General features: G+C 72.1%; 16 protein-coding genes. 6 read left to right on the top strand and 10 right to left on the bottom strand.

The window, feature by feature from the left end; genetic code table 11:
* Positions 1 to 132 precede the first annotated feature (132 nt).
* Together YU1_RS29135 and YU1_RS0111945 are read left to right on the top strand one after the other, a co-directional pair.
* Positions 133 to 759: a hypothetical protein gene (locus YU1_RS29135; protein WP_156922088.1), complete on the top strand. Its 627-nt coding sequence runs from the start codon at positions 133 to 135 to the stop codon at positions 757 to 759.
* Positions 760 to 1,105: 346 nt separating this feature from the next.
* A complete protein-coding gene (locus YU1_RS0111945; protein ID WP_029004274.1) occupies positions 1,106 to 1,336 on the top strand; it encodes a hypothetical protein in 231 nt (76 codons plus the stop codon).
* 344 nt (positions 1,337 to 1,680) lie between these two features.
* Here the strand turns inward: YU1_RS0111945 and YU1_RS29130 are convergent, their stop codons facing one another.
* A complete protein-coding gene (locus YU1_RS29130; RefSeq protein WP_051356803.1) occupies positions 1,681 to 2,904 on the bottom strand; it encodes an MFS transporter in 1,224 nt (407 codons plus the stop codon).
* Positions 2,905 to 3,416: 512 nt separating this feature from the next.
* On the opposite strand from YU1_RS29130, the gene YU1_RS0111930 reads away from it, so the two are divergent.
* Positions 3,417 to 3,710 (top strand): hypothetical protein, encoded by a 294-nt coding sequence (locus YU1_RS0111930; protein ID WP_029004273.1) that lies wholly within the window; start codon positions 3,417 to 3,419, stop codon positions 3,708 to 3,710.
* Between the two features lie 170 nt (positions 3,711 to 3,880).
* Positions 3,881 to 4,444: a hypothetical protein gene (locus tag YU1_RS34415; RefSeq protein WP_245263305.1), complete on the top strand. Its 564-nt coding sequence runs from the start codon at positions 3,881 to 3,883 to the stop codon at positions 4,442 to 4,444.
* Positions 4,445 to 4,522: 78 nt separating this feature from the next.
* Here the strand turns inward: YU1_RS34415 and YU1_RS0111920 are convergent, their stop codons facing one another.
* Complete coding sequence (locus YU1_RS0111920) at positions 4,523 to 5,110, bottom strand: hypothetical protein (protein WP_156922086.1); 588 nt, start codon at positions 5,108 to 5,110, stop codon at positions 4,523 to 4,525.
* An 85-nt stretch (positions 5,111 to 5,195) separates the two neighbouring features.
* Positions 5,196 to 6,782: a cache domain-containing protein gene (locus YU1_RS0111915; RefSeq protein WP_029004270.1), complete on the bottom strand. Its 1,587-nt coding sequence runs from the start codon at positions 6,780 to 6,782 to the stop codon at positions 5,196 to 5,198.
* Between the two features lie 296 nt (positions 6,783 to 7,078).
* On the opposite strand from YU1_RS0111915, the gene YU1_RS0111910 reads away from it, so the two are divergent.
* Entirely contained in the window at positions 7,079 to 7,657 is a 579-nt protein-coding gene (locus tag YU1_RS0111910; protein ID WP_029004269.1) for a CVNH domain-containing protein, read from the top strand.
* A 93-nt stretch (positions 7,658 to 7,750) separates the two neighbouring features.
* Here YU1_RS0111910 and ilvD read toward each other — a convergent pair whose 3' ends face one another.
* Entirely contained in the window at positions 7,751 to 9,607 is a 1,857-nt protein-coding gene (gene ilvD, locus YU1_RS0111905; protein ID WP_029004268.1) for a dihydroxy-acid dehydratase, read from the bottom strand.
* Positions 9,608 to 9,839: 232 nt separating this feature from the next.
* On the opposite strand from ilvD, the gene YU1_RS0111900 reads away from it, so the two are divergent.
* Positions 9,840 to 10,034, top strand: coding sequence for a CsbD family protein (locus tag YU1_RS0111900; protein ID WP_029004267.1), 195 nt, complete (start codon positions 9,840 to 9,842; stop codon positions 10,032 to 10,034).
* An 82-nt stretch (positions 10,035 to 10,116) separates the two neighbouring features.
* Here YU1_RS0111900 and YU1_RS0111895 read toward each other — a convergent pair whose 3' ends face one another.
* The 6 genes from YU1_RS0111895 to YU1_RS0111870 all read right to left on the bottom strand — a co-directional run bounded on the left by YU1_RS0111895 (position 10,117) and on the right by YU1_RS0111870 (position 15,968).
* Positions 10,117 to 11,004, bottom strand: a complete 888-nt coding sequence (locus YU1_RS0111895) for a DMT family transporter (RefSeq protein ID WP_029004266.1) — start codon at positions 11,002 to 11,004, stop codon at positions 10,117 to 10,119.
* A gap of 10 nt (positions 11,005 to 11,014) precedes the next feature.
* Positions 11,015 to 11,947, bottom strand: coding sequence for a DMT family transporter (locus YU1_RS0111890; RefSeq protein ID WP_029004265.1), 933 nt, complete (start codon positions 11,945 to 11,947; stop codon positions 11,015 to 11,017).
* Between the two features lie 59 nt (positions 11,948 to 12,006).
* The gene (locus YU1_RS0111885; RefSeq protein ID WP_029004264.1) at positions 12,007 to 13,314 is read right to left on the bottom strand and encodes a bifunctional folylpolyglutamate synthase/dihydrofolate synthase; all 1,308 of its coding nucleotides are present in this window, start codon (positions 13,312 to 13,314) and stop codon (positions 12,007 to 12,009) included.
* A gap of 28 nt (positions 13,315 to 13,342) precedes the next feature.
* Positions 13,343 to 14,236 carry an acetyl-CoA carboxylase, carboxyltransferase subunit beta gene (accD, locus tag YU1_RS0111880; protein ID WP_029004263.1) on the bottom strand — a complete coding sequence of 298 codons (894 nt, stop codon included), beginning with the start codon at positions 14,234 to 14,236 and terminating at the stop codon, positions 13,343 to 13,345.
* A 93-nt stretch (positions 14,237 to 14,329) separates the two neighbouring features.
* Positions 14,330 to 15,421 (bottom strand): linear amide C-N hydrolase, encoded by a 1,092-nt coding sequence (locus YU1_RS0111875; RefSeq protein WP_029004262.1) that lies wholly within the window; start codon positions 15,419 to 15,421, stop codon positions 14,330 to 14,332.
* Between the two features lie 115 nt (positions 15,422 to 15,536).
* Positions 15,537 to 15,968: a type II toxin-antitoxin system HicB family antitoxin gene (locus YU1_RS0111870; RefSeq protein WP_029004261.1), complete on the bottom strand. Its 432-nt coding sequence runs from the start codon at positions 15,966 to 15,968 to the stop codon at positions 15,537 to 15,539.
* Positions 15,969 to 15,991: the final 23 nt, after the last annotated feature.

The following is a 15,991-nucleotide window of genomic DNA, read 5'->3' as shown; positions in this document are numbered from 1 at the left end:
AAACGGCGCGGCTCCATTTCGTCCGCCGGGCGGGGTGCGGCGGCGCCTTCCGCCGCGCCCTTGACGGGCATCAACGCCCGCGGCGCCCGGAGCGCCTTTACTTAAAGGGTTCAGGCATCGGAGGGGCAGGTCATGGTTGGGATTACATTGTCGCCGGAGCAGGTCCGCTCCGCTCCGCCCGAGGTCCGCCAGTGGCTCCAGAAGGAGATCGCGGCGTCCTTCGGCCTGCCCGCCGCCGCGGCGGTGCCGGAGCCGGCTCCCGAGCATCTGGTGCCCTGCACCGTGGAGGATGCGGCGGCGATCTACGGCGTCATCAGCGGCATGCTGCCGGTGGCCACCGTATTCTTCGAGCTGGGGCGCGAGGTGGGGCCGGCCGGCCCGCAGGGGATCGCGGCCCACGCCCTCGCCGACATGCTGCGCCATAGCCGGCTGCCCGGCGTGGAGCAGCTCGCCGGCTGCCTCTCGCTCATCAACGACGTGTTCCGCCGCGTCCGGCACGATCCCGCCGCCACGCTGTTCGCGCTCGATCCGCGCGGCTACTGCCTGGTGCCGGAACTGACCCAGCGCAGCATCCTGCATGTGTGGAACGACGTCGTCGCCGCGCACACCGCCGGCGAAGGCACGGGTCCGGAGATGGGTCCGGGCACGGGTCAGGCGCGGCCGCACGGGGCGGCCCCCGTCCTCTCCGGCCTCTCCGCCACGCTGCCGCCGGCCGCCGCGCATTTCGAGGGCGCGTTTCCCGGCGCGGACGAGGCATAGGCGAGCGGAAGCCGCCGCCCGCCACCGGGCGCGAGAGGCCCAGGCCGCCGGCAGGGGCCGGATCTCGGACCGGGGCCCCTGCGTCGCGCCATCGTCTTGGGGCGAGAGCGCACGGTCCCGTCCGGCGGCGCAGGCGCCATCGCGGCCGGATGGACTGCAAAAATCGAAAAGCCGGGAGAGGTACGCGCTCACGGCGCCCCCTTCATTGCGCGTTCATCTTTGGTGCCGCCCAATAGGCTGCGCATTAATGACGTCTTGACCTCGCACCGGGCACGGCTTCACGGGCGCTGCGGCTTACAATACGATGTGAATATATCGCATAACCTCAGTCGCATGGGAGGACCTGATGATCGGAAATGAGGGCGTGTACCTGTCCTGGTTTTTCCCGAACGACACGATGATGCAGGAACTTTCGTTCAGCGATCTCGGGCGCGGCTGGGAACGGGGCATGGAACTGGTGAAGATGGGCGGCGCGCGGAACGTCACCCTCTACAGCGACGGCCAGATCGTCCACCAGCATGACGACTTCCGCCGGGCGCTCCGCGCGGGCGAGACCGAGCACCCCTTCGATTCCTGAGCCCTCGGCGCGCCGCCTGAGGCGAGACGGCGCGGACGCCAAGGCCACCCGTCCGGCCTGAGATGCCCCCTCGGCAGGGAGCGCCTGCGGGGTGCCGGCGTGCCCGCTCCGTCCGGCCTTATTCGGCGGGGCCGGCGTGCGGGGGACGGGGCGGCTCGGTCAGGCGCACGGCGGCATATCCCATCGCGACCACCACGAGGGGAAGCACCACATAGGCATAGAGCCAAAGGCCGGTCATATCAGTCGCCCAAGCACGCTTCGCGCCATGAAGCGTAGCACCGCCGCCGCCTTCAGCCAAAACACGCTGCTCATGCACCAATCCTGCCGGCCGGGCGGCGGAAGGGTCAATGGCGGGGCGAGCCCACCCCCGTCCCATCCCCGCCCCGCGCCGCCCGGGCCAGCAGCGCCAGCACAGCCACGTTCACCAGCGTCAGTCCCGCCAGGGTGTGGAGCATCGCCGCCGGGCCGGAGTGGGCCATCAGGAAGGCGGCGGCCGAGGGCGCCAGCGCCTGGGCCATCAGGTTAGGCCGGGCCACGCGGCCGATCAGCTGGGCATAGCGGGCCGGGCCGAACAGGCTGAGCGGGACCGTGCCGCGGGCGATGGAATAGACCCCCGTGCCGGCGCCGTAGAGCGCCAGCGCCACGCCCGGCCACACCCAGCCGAACATCAGCATGAACAGGCCGAAGGCCATCATCACCACCGCCGCCGCCAGGGTCCACAGCGCGTCGTGCCGGCCACCGCCGGCCATCTCGATCAGCCGCGCGGCCACCTGGGCGGGGCCGAGCACCATGCCCACGCCCACCGCCTCGGCCAGCGTCAGCCCCTGCGCCTGCAACAGCGTGAGCAGGTGCACCGACAGCACGGAGACGATGGCGCCGCCGATGGTCATGATGGCGCACAACAGCAGGAACACCGCCCGGTCCCGCCCGTGGAGCACCACCGGGGCCGCCGCCGGCGCGGGCGCCGCGTCCGCCGCCTTGCGCGGCGCCGCCGGCAGGGCCACCAGTACCAGCGGCAGGCACAGGCCCAGCATCACCCCGGCATAGGCGAAGCACGTCCCCCGCCAGCCGAGCTGCGCCACCAGGAAAGCCGAGATCGGCCAGCAGACCGTGCTGGCGAAGCCGCCCCAGAGGGTGAGCTGGGTGATGGCCGGACGCGCGGCGGCGCCGTAGAGCCGCCCGAGCGCGGCGAAGGCGGCGTCATAGAGGCCCGCCCCCATGCCGAGGCCCAGCACCGCCCAGCCAGCGATGAACATGGCCAGCGATCCGGCGGCGCCGAGCATGGCGAGCCCCGCCGCCATCAGCGCGCAGCCCGTGGCCAGCACCACCCGGCCGCCGTCGCGCCCGATACGCGCGCCGACGCGCGGCGAGGCGAGGCCCGCCACCAGCAGGCCGAGGGTGAGCCCGCCGAAGATCCACGGCAGCGGCCAGCCGGTATCGGCCGCCAGCGGCGCCGCCAGCACCGACAGCAGGTAATAGGACGAGCCCCAGGCGAAGATCTGCACCACCCCGAGGGCGGAGGTCACGCGCAGGGTTCCGGTTCCGCGCGGCAGGGCGAGCGTGGCCATCAGGCGAGGCCCCGGCGGGCGGAGGCGAAGCGGCGGCGCGGGCGGAAGGACGGAGGCATGCGCGGGCGGGTCCGGGCGGGAAGGCGGGGCGGAGAACGCGAAGCGGAGAACGCGCGGCCCCGGCATCCGGGGCACTGACGCGCCGGCCGGCGGGACTGCGCGGAACCGGAGCGGGGGGACGCCCGGGACGGAGGCTCGGGAAAACGGCCTGCCCAGCCAGAGCACGCCCGATCGGCTTGCACCGCGGGCTGACCGGATAACGCGTTCTCCATCACCAGATTGGAGGGCGATTCACCGATCAGCTCGATGCCATCTGATCGGATCGCGCTCTAACATGGGCGGGCGGGCCGGACCAGCCGCCTGGACGCATGCGCGCCGCCGCCGCCCCGCATTCGCGGCGGCTCCCGGCGCGCCGCCCGTCCCCGGCGCGGGCGCCGGCCCCGCGCCAGCGGGCGCGGAACCTGCTACAGCAGCCGCCACCGCCGCACCACCCACGCCGAACGGAGCGTCCCATGTCCGACATCAAGGCCCGCATTCTCACCGGGCTGCGCATGAATTTCCTGCACCCCGAGGAGCTGCCCAGCGCGCTGATCCTCGACCTCGATACGGACGAGGGCGAGGAGCGCTACGTGCTGCCCTGCAACCCCGCCCTCTCCAGCCAGGAGGTGGAGGCCATCGGCGACGAGATCATGGCCGCCCTCGACAAGCTCATCGCCCCCTCGGACGACAGCGAAGGCGGCGACCCGGACGGGGACGACGACGATCTGGACACAGGCGACATCACCGACCTGCTGGACAAGCTCTGAGCGGCCGGCGCGGCCCGTCCGCCATCGATGCCGCTGACAGGCGGCTCAACATTCCCGCGCACGGAGCTTCGGCCACGCGCGCGGGTTGCGGCGAAAGTGCGAGCCCGCCGGGCACCAAACGGCCGCTGCGGCGTTCCTGAGCCGAGCCCGCCGCGACGGGAGGGAGCCGCGTGCGCCCTCCCCTTCGCCGCGCGGCGCCGGAGGACCTGCCGATGCTTGAGACCGCCCGCCCCGTTCCCCGCCTGACGGCCCCCCTGGGGCTGGCCGCCGCGCTCGGGCTCGCCGCCGTGCTCGGCCTCGCGCCGGCGCACGCCCAGCCGCAGAACCCCACCGCCCCGGAAAACACCATGCCCGGCGCGCCGGCGGCCACCGCGCCGGCCACCGCCCCCGCCCCGGCTCCGGCGAAGCCGCCGGCCGCGGCCACCGCGCCCACCGGCAAGGCGGCGCAGGGCGGCGACGAGGACGTGGTGAACGACACCAGCCTGGTGATGGCCTGCAAGCAGAAGGCGCTGGTCCTCCTACGGGCGAGTTCGCCCAAGGTGGAGGACATCTTCATCGACATGGACGGGCTCACCGTCGCCAAGGCGGACACCATGGTGGGCAACGCCAAGGTGATCGGCGTGATGATGGGCGAGGCCTATATCCAGCGCGAGAAGACCGACCGGGTGCACCGCTTCCTCTGCCTGACCGGCGAGGGCGGCAAGGTGCTGATGACCTTCTTCACCGAACGCTGACGCGGCCGCTTCACCGAGCGCCGACGCGGCTGCTCCGCCAAACGCCGACGCGGCCGCTTCGCCGCGCCGGCGCCGCCGCTATTGCTGGGCGATGCAGCGCGGCGCGCCGCTGCGGCTGACCGCGAGCGAGGGCAGCGCCACCTTGCTGTCCACCGTCAGCGCCGCCGTCAGGCCCTTCTTGGTGATGTCCTTCCACTGCGGGCAGGTCTTCGGGCTGGCCGGGCCGGTGACGGCGGAGAACAGCACCGCGCCCGGCTCCACCTTCACCGGCGCGGAGGTGTCGTAGGCGAGCGTCAGCGCGGTCTTGCGCGCGGCGAGGTCCCAGATCACCAGCTTGCGGTTCGGCCCGGTGCCGCGGTCCATCACGAGGTAGCGGCCGGCGAGGCCGAGCACATAGTCCGCCTCCTCGCGCACGCCCACCTCATAGTCCCCCGGAGCCTTGGCGAAGACGCAGCCCGCGGCGGCGTCCGGCCCCTTGCGGCGGGCGAGGATCTCGCTGCCCGGGCCGAGCGCGCTTTCCCGGTAGATGATGAGGAAATCGTCGTTGGACAGGCACTGGGCCGCATTGGCGGGCGCCGCCGCCGCCGGACGCGCAACCCCGCCGGCCAGCACGCCCATCGCGCACGCCAGCCCCAGAGCGAACCAACCCGTGTGTCTCTGCCTCATGCCCATTCCCCGTCGTTGCGGCAGCCCCGCGCCCCTCTCTTACTGGTTTTCTGCGCGGGCGCGAAGCCGGGGATCGGGAGAAGGCTCAGCCGGCCGGCGGCTCGGCCGCGTCCGGGGCGCGGGGCAGCCACAGCTCGGCCCGCAGCGGCCGCCCGGCCGCCGCCGCCGGCACCACGCAGGCGCCGCCGCTCGCCCGCGCCACGCCTTGCGCCAGCACGAAGGCCTCCGGCGCGGCAGAGCCCGCGACGCCCGGCGCCCCGTGCTCCTCCACCACGTCGAGCCGCAGGCGGACATAGTCGCCCGCCGGCAGGTCCGCCCGCTCCCAGCCCTCCGGCGGGCCGGCGGTCACGGAGGCGGCGAGCCCGCCCGCGTCCGGCGCCAGGGCCGACAGGCCCATGGCGAGGTCGATCAGCGCCAGTTCCAGCCGCGCCGCCTCGCCGCGCACCAGCGCCGGCGGGCCGGCGGCGGGCGCGACGGCGATCTCCGGCAGCGCCGCCCCGGCGAGCACGCCGCGCACATGGCCGACGAGGCCGGCCATATCCACCGGACGCTGCGCGGACGGATCGTCGCGGGCCATGGCCAGCAGCGCGCCGATCAGCCGGGCGGCGGCATCGGCGCCGGCGGGATCGCCGATGGCGAGGCGCGCCCGCACCCGTCCGGCCAGCAGGTCGAGCAGGGCCAGCCCGCCGGCCGGAAGGTCTTGTGGCAGGCGCCTGTGGCCCCTGGCCCGGCGCGGCGGCAGCCGCCACCACGGGCGCTGCCGGGGGAGCGCGACCGCCCAGGCCGACAGCCCCGCGAAGGCCAGCACGGCGCCGCCGGCGATCATCGCCGTGCGCCGCTCCCAGCCGCCCAGGATCTCGTCCTCGTCGAGCACCACCGCCACCAGCAGGCCGCCGCCGGGCAGCCTGCGCACCCCGTGCAGCGCCCGCTCGCCGTCGATGATGGACGGCCCGACGAACAGCCCGCCGTCCTGCCCGGCGACGCGCTCCATCACCTCGGCCTGTTCCTGCAGGCGCTCCACGGCGCGCGCGCCCTCGGTGCGGATCAGCACCACGCCGTCGGCGCGCGCCAGCACCATGTCGGCGTGCCCGAGCATGTCCTGGTAGGTCGCGGTCAGCGCTTCCGGAAACACCGTGACCGCCACCAGCCCGGCGAACCGCCCCTCGCGCGTGAGCGGCCGGCTGATGACGAAGCTGGTGGTGCGCGACATCTGCCCGCGGAACGGCTTGCTCACATGCAGGCCGCCGGGCCCGTCGCGCGCGGCGATGAAATAGTCGCGCTCGCGCACGTCGTAGGGCGGCATGGGGAAGGCGCGGCTGGAGGCCAGCGTGCGCCCGTCCGCATCCACCACGAAGGCGGATTCCACATTGGGCAGCCGCCCGCGAAGCTCGGCCAGCAGCTGGTGCAGGCCCGGATCGGCGCGCATCTCCGCCAGTGCGCGGCCCTCCACCTTGAGGGCCATGCGGTCGAGGGCCAGCTCGATGCCGCGCTGAACCGCCGCGAGATGTTCGGTGACGGCGGTGACATGGCTCGCCACCCGGCTCCGCGCCCGCTGCATCTCCGCCGCGCGGTCCGCCAGGACCAGGGCGGCGGCCAGCCCGGCCAGCGCCAGGCCAAGGAGAAGGATGCCGATCAGCCGTCCCCGAGGCTCCGCCCGCAGCCCGGCCCGCATCTCTCCGGCCCGCTCCTCCCCTGCCCGCTCCCGGCCGCGCCATCTCCAAGGTCGGACCATGCCTCACCCACGCACCGTTCCGCCGGTGCGGGCAGGATAGACGATACGGAAGGTCCCTGCTACGCCTGCGCATATCCGCTCCGCTGCGGCCGGGATGCACGCGGCACTCGGTTCAGGCGGCGAGGGGATATAAGGGTGCCAGTCGCCCGGCCCGGTGGAAGACCTTGCGTCCCCCGGCCGGAGCGGCGCGTAAAATGCGGGCCGGATCTTCCCGCCCGGAGTCTTGGAGGGCGTGCATGAAAGTGAGAATCGTTCTGGCCATGGCCGCCGGTCTGGTGATGTCCATGGCCGCCGCCGTCGCGCCGGCCGAGGCAAAGCCGCAGGTGCCGGAGGGGAGCTATCTCCAGACCTGCCGCAACGCCAACATCTTCCAGGGCCGCGACCTGCTGGCCATGTGCCCGAATAACCAGGGCGCGCTGGCGGTGGTCAAGCTGCCCAACTACCAGCTCTGCGGCGGCGACATCGCCAATGTGAACGGCCAGTTGGTCTGCCGCGGCGGCCGCCCCGGCGGCGGCTACCCGCCTCCGGGCCCGCCTCCCGGCCAGTATTACGGCGGCCAGGGCTATGGCCAGGGCGGCGGCTATTACGGCCAGGGCCAGTATCAGCCGCCTCCGCCGCCCCCGCCGCAGAACCGGCGCAACGGCATCTACCCGCCGGGCTCCTATTTGCACTCCTGCCAGGACGCCAAGGTGGTGAACGGCTGGCTCCAGGCGAGCTGCGCCGACACGCGCGGGCGCTGGCACAACACCCAGATCCCGCTGTCGCAGTGCCACGGCGACATCGGCAACATGAACGGCCGGCTGGCCTGCAACTGAGGCCGAAAGCAAAACCGGCCGGGATCGCTCCCGGCCGGTTCGCCTTAAGATCCATGGCCCCCGTCCGGGGGCCATTTTCGTTTCGGCTTCAGCTCAGCGCTTGAGCACGCGCACGTCGCGCACCGCGCCGCGCGCGGCGGAGGTGGTGAGCGCCGCATAGGCCTGGAGCGCCTGCGACACCACGCGCTTGCGGCTCTTCGGCTTCCAGGCGGCATCGCCCTTGGCCTCCATGGCGGCGCGGCGGTGCGCCAGCTCCTCTTCCGAGACGGCGAGGTGGATGCGGCGGTTGGGGATGTCGATCTCGATCGTGTCGCCCTCCTCCACCAGGCCGATGGCGCCGCCCTCGGCGGCTTCCGGCGAGCAGTGGCCGATGGACAGGCCCGACGAGCCGCCCGAGAAGCGCCCGTCGGTGACCAGCGCGCAGGCTTTGCCCAGGCCCTTCGACTTCAGGTAGCTGGTCGGATAGAGCATCTCCTGCATGCCCGGCCCGCCGCGCGGCCCCTCGTAGCGGATCAGCACGATGTCGCCGGGCTTGATCTTGCCGTTGGCGAGGATCGCCTCCACCGCGTCGTCCTGGCTCTCGAAGATGCGCGCCGGCCCGGTGAAGGTGAGGATGGAGGCATCCACGCCCGCCGTCTTCACGATGCAGCCGTCCTCGGCGATGTTGCCATAGAGCACCGCGAGGCCGCCGTCCTTGGAATAGGCGTGCGCGAAATCACGGATGACGCCGGCCTCGCGGTCGGTGTCCAGATCGTCCCAGCGGCGGGACTGGCTGAACGCCACCTGCGTCGGCACGCCGCCGGGGGCGGCGCGGTAGAAGGTGGCGACGCTCTCGCTCTTGGTGCGCTTCACGTCCCAGCGGTCGAGCGCGTCCTTCATGGTCGGGGCGTGCACCACCGGCAGATCGGTATGGATCAGCCCGGCGCGGTCCAGCTCGCCCAGGATGGCCATGATGCCGCCGGCGCGGTGCACGTCCTCCATGTGGATGTTGGCCACCGCCGGGGCGACCTTGCACAGCACCGGCACGTGGCGCGACAGGCGGTCGATGTCGGCCATGGTGAAGGGCACCTCGCCCTCGTTGGCGGCGGCCAGCAGGTGCAGCACCGTGTTGGTGGAGCCGCCCATGGAGATGTCCAGCGTCATGGCGTTCTCGAACGCCTTGAACGAGGCCACCGCGCGCGGCAGCACGCTTAAGTCGTCCTGCTCGTAATAGCGCCGGGTGATGTCGACGATGAGGTGGCCGGCCTCCACGAACAGGCGCTCGCGGTCCGCATGGGTGGCGAGCACCGAGCCGTTGCCGGGCAGCGCCAGACCCAGCGCCTCGGTGAGGCAGTTCATGGAATTGGCGGTGAACATGCCCGAGCAGGAGCCGCAGGTGGGGCACGCCGAGCGCTCCATCACCTTCACGTCTTCGTCGGACACCTTGTCGTCGGCGGCGTAGACCATGGCGTCGATGAGATCGACCGCCTTCTTCTCGCCGGTGGAGAGGATGACCTTGCCGGCCTCCATCGGGCCGCCGGAGACGAACACCGCCGGGATGTTGAGGCGCATAGCGGCCATCAGCATGCCGGGGGTGATCTTGTCGCAATTGGAGATGCAGACCATGGCGTCGGCGCAGTGCGCGTTGACCATGTACTCCACGCTGTCGGCGATGATCTCGCGCGAGGGCAGCGAATAGAGCATGCCGTCATGGCCCATGGCGATGCCGTCATCCACCGCGATGGTGTTGAACTCCTTGGCGACGCCGCCGGCCTTCTCGATCTCGCGCGCCACCAGCTGGCCGAGGTCCTTCAGGTGGACGTGGCCGGGGACGAACTGGGTGAAGGAATTCACCACCGCGATGATCGGCTTGCCGAAATCCCCGTCCTTCATGCCGGTGGCGCGCCAGAGGCCACGGGCACCGGCCATGTTGCGGCCGTGGGTGGTGGTGCGGGAACGATAGGTGGGCATGTCCTCGGTACCTTTATGTCCTAGCTTGGGGGCATTCGCGCAATTTTGTAACGCATCTCTTAGAGCGAATTCAGGCAAAGCGAAATCTTTTCGCGGCCCCGAGGCATGCGTCGTGCGCGCAGGGGGCGGGCGAGGCTTGCGCCGAACGGCACCCGCATGGCGTGCAGCGCGGGAACCTGCACGGGGGATGAGCCGTTGATAGGGCAGTTCCCACCCACCAAGGAGCATCCCCATGGGCAGCACCAGCGACAAGATTTCCGGCATGGCCAACGAGGCCGTCGGCAATGCCAAGCAGGGCATCGGCAAGGCGGTGGGCAACGACCGCCTGCGCGCCGAGGGCAAGGTGCAGGAGATCAAGGGCGAGGGCCAGCAGGCCGTCGGCAAGGCCAAGGACGCGGTGAAGAACGCCGTGGACCGCAGCCTCTGAGCCGCGACGCCACGCGCATGACGACGGAGCCGCCCCTCGGGGCGGCTTTGTCATGTCTGGCGGTCCGTGAACCCGTGCGGAATCAGGCCCGCGCCCGCCCGCGGCGGCGGCCGGGCAGCAGCCCCAGCACCAGGGCGCAGCCGCAGACGATGATGGCGGCGCCCAGGAGCTGGACGGCGGACAGCCGCTCGCCGAGGAGCCCCGCCCCCACCAGGGTGGCGATGACCGTCACGGCGAATTCCACGCTGACCGCGCGCGTCGCACCGATGGCCGACACCAGCCGGAAATAGGCCATGTAGCAGAGCCCGCTCATCACCCCGCCCAGCACCAGCAGCAGGCCGAGGTCCGCAAGCCGCGGCGGCGCGGGGACCGGGACCCACAGCAGCAGCGGCAGGGTCAGCAGCCCGCCGGCCAGGAACGCGCCGATGGTCACTTCCAGGGCGCCGGTGCCGCGCAGGTGGCGGCTCGCATAATTGCTGCCGAAGGCCGAGCAGAACGCCCCGGCGAGCGCCGCCGCGCAGCCCAGGATGAAAGTCACCGTCACCGGCTCGGCGGGAAAGCCCACCAGCAGGACGATGCCGGCCACCCCCAGCAGCAGGCCGACGAGCCCGCGCGCGGTGATGCGCTCCAGGCCCCACGCCTGCCCGATGGCCATGGAGAACAGCGGAATGGCGGCGATGCAGATGGCCGTCATGGCCGTGCCGATCAGCGGCGTCGCCACGGACAGGCAGACCAGCTGCCCGGCCACGGTGGTCGCCCCCACCACGGCGAGCGGGCGCCAGCCGTGGTTGAAGTTCAGCCGCCGCCGCGTCAGCACCGCCAGCAGCGCCAGCGCCGCGCAGGCCACGAACGCGCGCAGCGTCACCGCGCCGACCCAGCCGAAGGCCTCGACCACCCGCAGCAGCACGAGGAAGGAAAAGCCCCAGGCGACAGCCAGGAAGACATAAGCGGCGGCGTCCCTCGGCTTCATTTCCGGCGCCTCATTCCGCCGGCGGGCGGGCGGCGCGGGTCCGGCGGACCGGGCGCAGCTCGCCGACCAGCGTGCCGGCGAGGATCAGCGCCGCGCCGAGCAGCGCCAGCGGCGGCAGCCGCTCGCCGGCCAGCCGGCCGACGATGCCCGCCCACACCGGCTCGCCCGCATAGATCAGCGTGGCGCGGGTGGGCGAGACGAAGGCCTGCGCCCAGTTCATGGTGAGCTGGATGACCGCGCTCATGAGCCCGAGGCCCAAGGCGGCGGCGAACCAGGACGGGGACGCATCCGGCATCCCCTCGCCGGCGAACGGCATGGCGATGAGCGCGAACATGCCGGCGGCGAGCAATTGCACCACCGTGACGCGCCGGCCGTTCACCCGGCCGGCGAAGGCGCCGATGAGCAGGATCTCCGCCGCCATGGCCAGCGTGCCGAACAGCGTCACCACCTCGCCCGCGCCGAAGCCGAGCCCGCCGGCGGCAAGGCCCGGCGCATCCGGCCCGGCCAGCAGCAGCAGGCCGGTGAAGGCGAGGCCCACCGCCACCCAGCTCATCAGCCCCGGTGGCCGCTTCAGCACCGCCCATTGCAGCAGCGGCACCAGCGGCACATAGGCGGCGGTGATGAAGGCGGACTGGCTGCTGGAGATGGTCTTCAGGCCATAGGTCTGCGCGCCGTAGCCGAGGCAGATGGCAAGGCCGATGGCGGCGCCCGCCGCCAGTTCCTGCGGCGTCAGGCGCGCCATCTCGCGGCGGAACAGCAGCGCCAGCATCGCCCCCGCCGCGACGAAGCGCAGGCCGACGAAGGCCAGCGCGCCCTCCTCGCGCATCGCCACGTGGACGAGCAGAAAGCTCGCTCCCCACAGCATGGTGACGGCGACCAGCGCCAGTTCCGGACGGGTGAGGCGCGGCCGGAGGGCGGGACGCGAAGCAGACGCAACAGGCATGGGCAGAGCTTTAGGAGCCGCCGGCGGCGGCTTCAACCGGGGTCCTGTACCATTTGGCGTCAGGTGGGCAGGGTCGCATTGGCGGCGAGCACGGCGCCGGCGAGATAGAGTGAGCCGCAGATCAGCACGCGCGGCGGCGGCGTCACCGGGAAGGCGGCGAGGCCGGCGAGCGCGGCGCCGACGTCCGGCGCGGTGGAGGCGGAGAAGCCGAGCGCGGTGGCCACCGTGGCGAGGTCGGCCGGCGCCATGCCGTTGTGCTCCGCCGGCACCGGCACGCAGATCGCCTCGCGGGCAAGGCCGGAGAAGGCGGAGAGGAAGCCGGCCACGTCCTTGTTGGCCAGCATGCCGGTGACCAGCACCAGCGGGCGCGAATAGCGCTCCTCCAGCTCGGCCAGCGCATGGGCCAGCGCCTGGCCGCCGGCGGCGTTGTGGCCGCCGTCCAGCCACACCTCCACGTCGGCCGGGGCGCGGTCCACCAGCGGGCCGGGCGGCAGGCGCTGGAGCCGCGCCGGCCAGTCGGCGCCGCGGATGCCGGCCTCGACCGCAGTCGCCGGCAGGCGCAGCGCCGGCACCGCGCGCAGGGTGGCGACCGCGAGCCCGGCATTGTCGATCTGGTGCGGGCCGATCAGGCGCGGGCGCGGCAGGTCGAGGAGGCCGTCCTCGTCCGCATAGACGAGGCGCCCGGCCTCCTCGTGCACCGTCCAGTGCTGGCCGCGCGCGAACAGCGGCGCGCGGGCGCGGGCGGCGGCGCGCTCGATCACCGCCAGCGCCTCGTCCGGCTGGTCGCCGACGATCACCGGCACGCGCGGCTTGATGATGCCCGCCTTCTCGCCGGCGATGGCGGCCACCGTGTCGCCGAGGAATTCCACATGGTCGATGGAGATGGGCGTGATGACGCTGGCGAGCGCGGTCTCGATGACGTTGGTGGCGTCGAGCCGGCCGCCGAGGCCCACCTCCAGCAGCAGCACGTCGGCCGGGGTCTCGGCAAACAGCAGCAGCGCGGCGGCGGTGGTGACCTCGAAGAAGGTGATGGGCGCGCCGTCATTGGCCGCCGCCGTGCGCTCCAGCGCGTCCACCAGCCGGGCGTCGTCCACCAGGGTGCCGGCGAGGCGGATGCGCTCGTTGAAGCGCACCAGATGCGGTGAGGTATAGGCATGCACGCGCTTGCCGCCCGCCTCCAGCGCCGCGCGCAGATAGGCGAGTGTCGAGCCCTTGCCGTTGGTGCCGGCCACATGCACGACCGGCGGCAGCCGCCGCTCGGGATGGCCCAGCGCCGCGATGAGGCGCTCCATGCGCTCCAGCGACAGGTCGATGCGCTTGGGGTGGAGCGCCATCAGGCGCTCCAGCAGGGCGTCCAGCGCGCTCATGCGGCGCGGGCTCCCGGCGGTCGGGGGCTCACGCCGCGGCGGGGCGCGGCAGGCGGCCCTTGGGCGGCACGCCGGGCGCCTTGACCATGATGCGGCAGATCCGGGCCAGCGTCTCGCGCATCTGGTGACGGTGCACCACCATGTCGAGCATGCCGTGCTCGTAGAGATATTCCGCCCGCTGGAAGCCGTCGGGCAGCTTCTCGCGGATGGTCTGCTCGATCACGCGCGGCCCGGCGAAGCCGATCAGCGCGCCGGGCTCGGAGATCTGCACGTCGCCCAGCATGGCGTAGGAGGCGGTCACCCCGCCGGTGGTCGGGTTGGTGAGCACGACGATGTAGGGCTGCTTGACCTCGCGCAGCTCCTGGATCGCCACCGTGGTGCGCGGCATCTGCATGAGGGACAGGATGCCCTCCTGCATGCGCGCCCCGCCGGAGGCGGCGAACATGATGAAGGGGGTCTTCTTCGCGGCGGCGGTCTGCAGGCCGGTCACCACCGCCTCGCCGGCGGCCATGCCGAGCGAGCCGCCCATGAAGCCGAAATCCTGCACCGCCACGGTGACCGGCAGGGCCTCCAGCAGGCCGGTGGCCACCTTCACGGCATCCTGCGCCCCGGTCTTGGTGCGGGCGTCCTTCAGGCGGTCGATATATTTGCGCTCGTCGCGGAACTTCAGCGGGTCGATCACCACCTCCGGCAGCGCCACCTCGTCATAGGCGCCGTCGTCGAACGTGGTCTTCAGCCGGTCCACGGGGCTCATGCGCATGTGATAGCCCGAGCCGGGGATCACATACTGATTGGCCTCCAGGTCCTTGTGGAACACCATCTGCCCGGTTTCCGGGCACTTCACCCAGAGATTTTCCGGCACTTCCCGGCGATTGAGGAAGTTGCGGATCTTCGGGCGGACGACGTTGGAAATCCAGTTCAACACGCATCTCCAGCTTTTCCAGGCACCATGTAATGCCCTTGCGTGGCGAACGAAAGGCCGAACACGCGCGGCTGCCCCGCTTTGCCGCAGCCCTCACGGCTCGGCGGGCAGGAAGGCGAACGGCTGGGCCGCCTCGAACTGGGCCGCCGCATTGCCGCTATAGACCCGCCCGCCGGCGATGGTGAGCGTCTTGACCGGCGCCCCGGCCGTCAGGTCCAGGTCCGCCAGCGGCACCCAGAAGCTGTTGGGGCTGGTGGCGGAATCGAAGAAATAGACCCTGTTCTTCTGGTCCGCGACCGAGCGCCAGAGCGTCGCCGAGACGTTGGGCGTCGCGACAGTCTTGATGCCGAGCGGCGTGCTCACCGCGCGCATCACGCTCAGCACGCCCAGCGCCGACTGGTTCTCGAAGCTCCGGCCCGGCACGGCGGAGATGAAGGCGGGGTCCGCCGTCTTGGCCAGCGCGCCGATGAGGAAGGAGGCCCGCACGAAGCGGTCGGAGGCGCGGTTGGTGCCGGGCAGGAAGGTCAGCCCGCCGATCTCCTTCCAATAGGCGTCGAGCGCCAATTGCTGGTCGAAGGGCGGGGAATTGGTCATCACCACATAGTCGCGGCTGTGGTGGATGACGAGCTTGCCGCCGATATGCTCCAGGATGGCACTGTCGCCGCTGGCGTCGGACAGCGCCAGATGCAGCTGCGCGGCCGAGCCGTTGGGAATCTTGCCGCCCACCACCCGGAACGTGTCCTTGCCCAGCGCCTCCACCGCCTCGGCCACGGTGGCGAAATTATCGAGCGCATATTGCGCCCAGAGCGAGACCGCCAGCGTCGGCCGCGCGTCAGGCGCGCCGTATTCCGCCTCGGTGAGATAGAGCATGTTGGCGACCAGCCCGGCCTCGTTCATGCCGTCGGCGGAGCCCACGTCATAGGCGGTGGCGACAAGGCTGCCGTACTTCGCGGTCCATTTGACCGATCGCGGCCCGGCCGCGCCATCGCGCGCGATCCCCTTGGGGAAGGCCCAGAGGTTGCTGCGCATGTCCTCCGGCCAGTCCATGTTGCGGCCGGTGACGACCACCTGGTCCGTGCCGACGAACATGGCGCGGGTGCAGGCCGCCGCCGGTTCCAGCGCCGCCACCAGCGCCGCCGTCATGGCCACGGCCCCCGCCGCGCGCTTCATTCCACGCCAGATCATGAGACGCCCCCGCCCGATGCAAGGCGGCTACTCAAGACCCGCCGCACGAGCCCGGCAACTGAGGGATTCTACCACGCGGGCACCGCGAGAAGCCGCGCCGGCCGCATCGCGCCGGTCAGGCCGCCTCCACCCCGATCACCAGCCTCTGGCCCATGGCTTCCAGCGCCTGGGCCAGCGCCGGCAGCTTGGTGGCGTGCATGGGGTCCAGGATCCGCCGCACCTCCTTCTCGTCCCGCTCCAGGCGGCGGGCAAGCTCGGTCTTGCTGATGCCCGCGTTGCGAAACGCCTCCAGCACCGCCAGCTTGGCGGCCACCTCCGGGTCCACCGCGATCGCCACGAGATCCCGGCCCCGCGCCTTCGGCACCGGCAGCGCGAGCCCGCGACGGGGATAGGTCAGGAGGGCAAGGCCGAGCGCGTCCCGGGCCTGCGCATAAGCGTCGGCCCGGTCATCCCCTTGCGTGATGGCTTCCGGGACATCGGGAAAGGTCACCACCACCCCCGCCTCGTCGCCCGGTTCGAACAGAGCGCGATATTCGAACATCTGCATCATCCAACTCCCGTCGCGGCGGC

The sequence above is a fragment of the Azorhizobium doebereinerae UFLA1-100 genome (assembly GCF_000473085.1).
Classification (GTDB): Bacteria; Pseudomonadota; Alphaproteobacteria; order Rhizobiales; family Xanthobacteraceae; genus Azorhizobium; species Azorhizobium doebereinerae.
Note: the sequence above shows the minus strand (reverse complement) of the source record. Positions and strands in the feature narration are given on the sequence as shown.

Coding starts and splice junctions, on each gene's coding strand:
- YU1_RS29135 (WP_156922088.1), top strand. CDS start 133: ATGGTTGGGATTACATTGTCGCCGGAGCAGGTCCGCTCCGCTCCGCCC.
- YU1_RS0111945 (WP_029004274.1), top strand. CDS start 1,106: ATGATCGGAAATGAGGGCGTGTACCTGTCCTGGTTTTTCCCGAACGAC.
- YU1_RS29130 (WP_051356803.1), bottom strand. CDS start 2,904: ATGGCCACGCTCGCCCTGCCGCGCGGAACCGGAACCCTGCGCGTGACC.
- YU1_RS0111930 (WP_029004273.1), top strand. CDS start 3,417: ATGTCCGACATCAAGGCCCGCATTCTCACCGGGCTGCGCATGAATTTC.
- YU1_RS0111920 (WP_156922086.1), bottom strand. CDS start 5,110: ATGAGGCAGAGACACACGGGTTGGTTCGCTCTGGGGCTGGCGTGCGCG.
- YU1_RS0111915 (WP_029004270.1), bottom strand. CDS start 6,782: ATGCGGGCCGGGCTGCGGGCGGAGCCTCGGGGACGGCTGATCGGCATC.
- YU1_RS0111910 (WP_029004269.1), top strand. CDS start 7,079: ATGAAAGTGAGAATCGTTCTGGCCATGGCCGCCGGTCTGGTGATGTCC.
- ilvD (WP_029004268.1), bottom strand. CDS start 9,607: ATGCCCACCTATCGTTCCCGCACCACCACCCACGGCCGCAACATGGCC.
- YU1_RS0111900 (WP_029004267.1), top strand. CDS start 9,840: ATGGGCAGCACCAGCGACAAGATTTCCGGCATGGCCAACGAGGCCGTC.
- YU1_RS0111895 (WP_029004266.1), bottom strand. CDS start 11,004: ATGAAGCCGAGGGACGCCGCCGCTTATGTCTTCCTGGCTGTCGCCTGG.
- YU1_RS0111890 (WP_029004265.1), bottom strand. CDS start 11,947: ATGCCTGTTGCGTCTGCTTCGCGTCCCGCCCTCCGGCCGCGCCTCACC.
- YU1_RS0111885 (WP_029004264.1), bottom strand. CDS start 13,314: ATGAGCGCGCTGGACGCCCTGCTGGAGCGCCTGATGGCGCTCCACCCC.
- YU1_RS0111875 (WP_029004262.1), bottom strand. CDS start 15,421: ATGATCTGGCGTGGAATGAAGCGCGCGGCGGGGGCCGTGGCCATGACG.
- YU1_RS0111870 (WP_029004261.1), bottom strand. CDS start 15,968: ATGCAGATGTTCGAATATCGCGCTCTGTTCGAACCGGGCGACGAGGCG.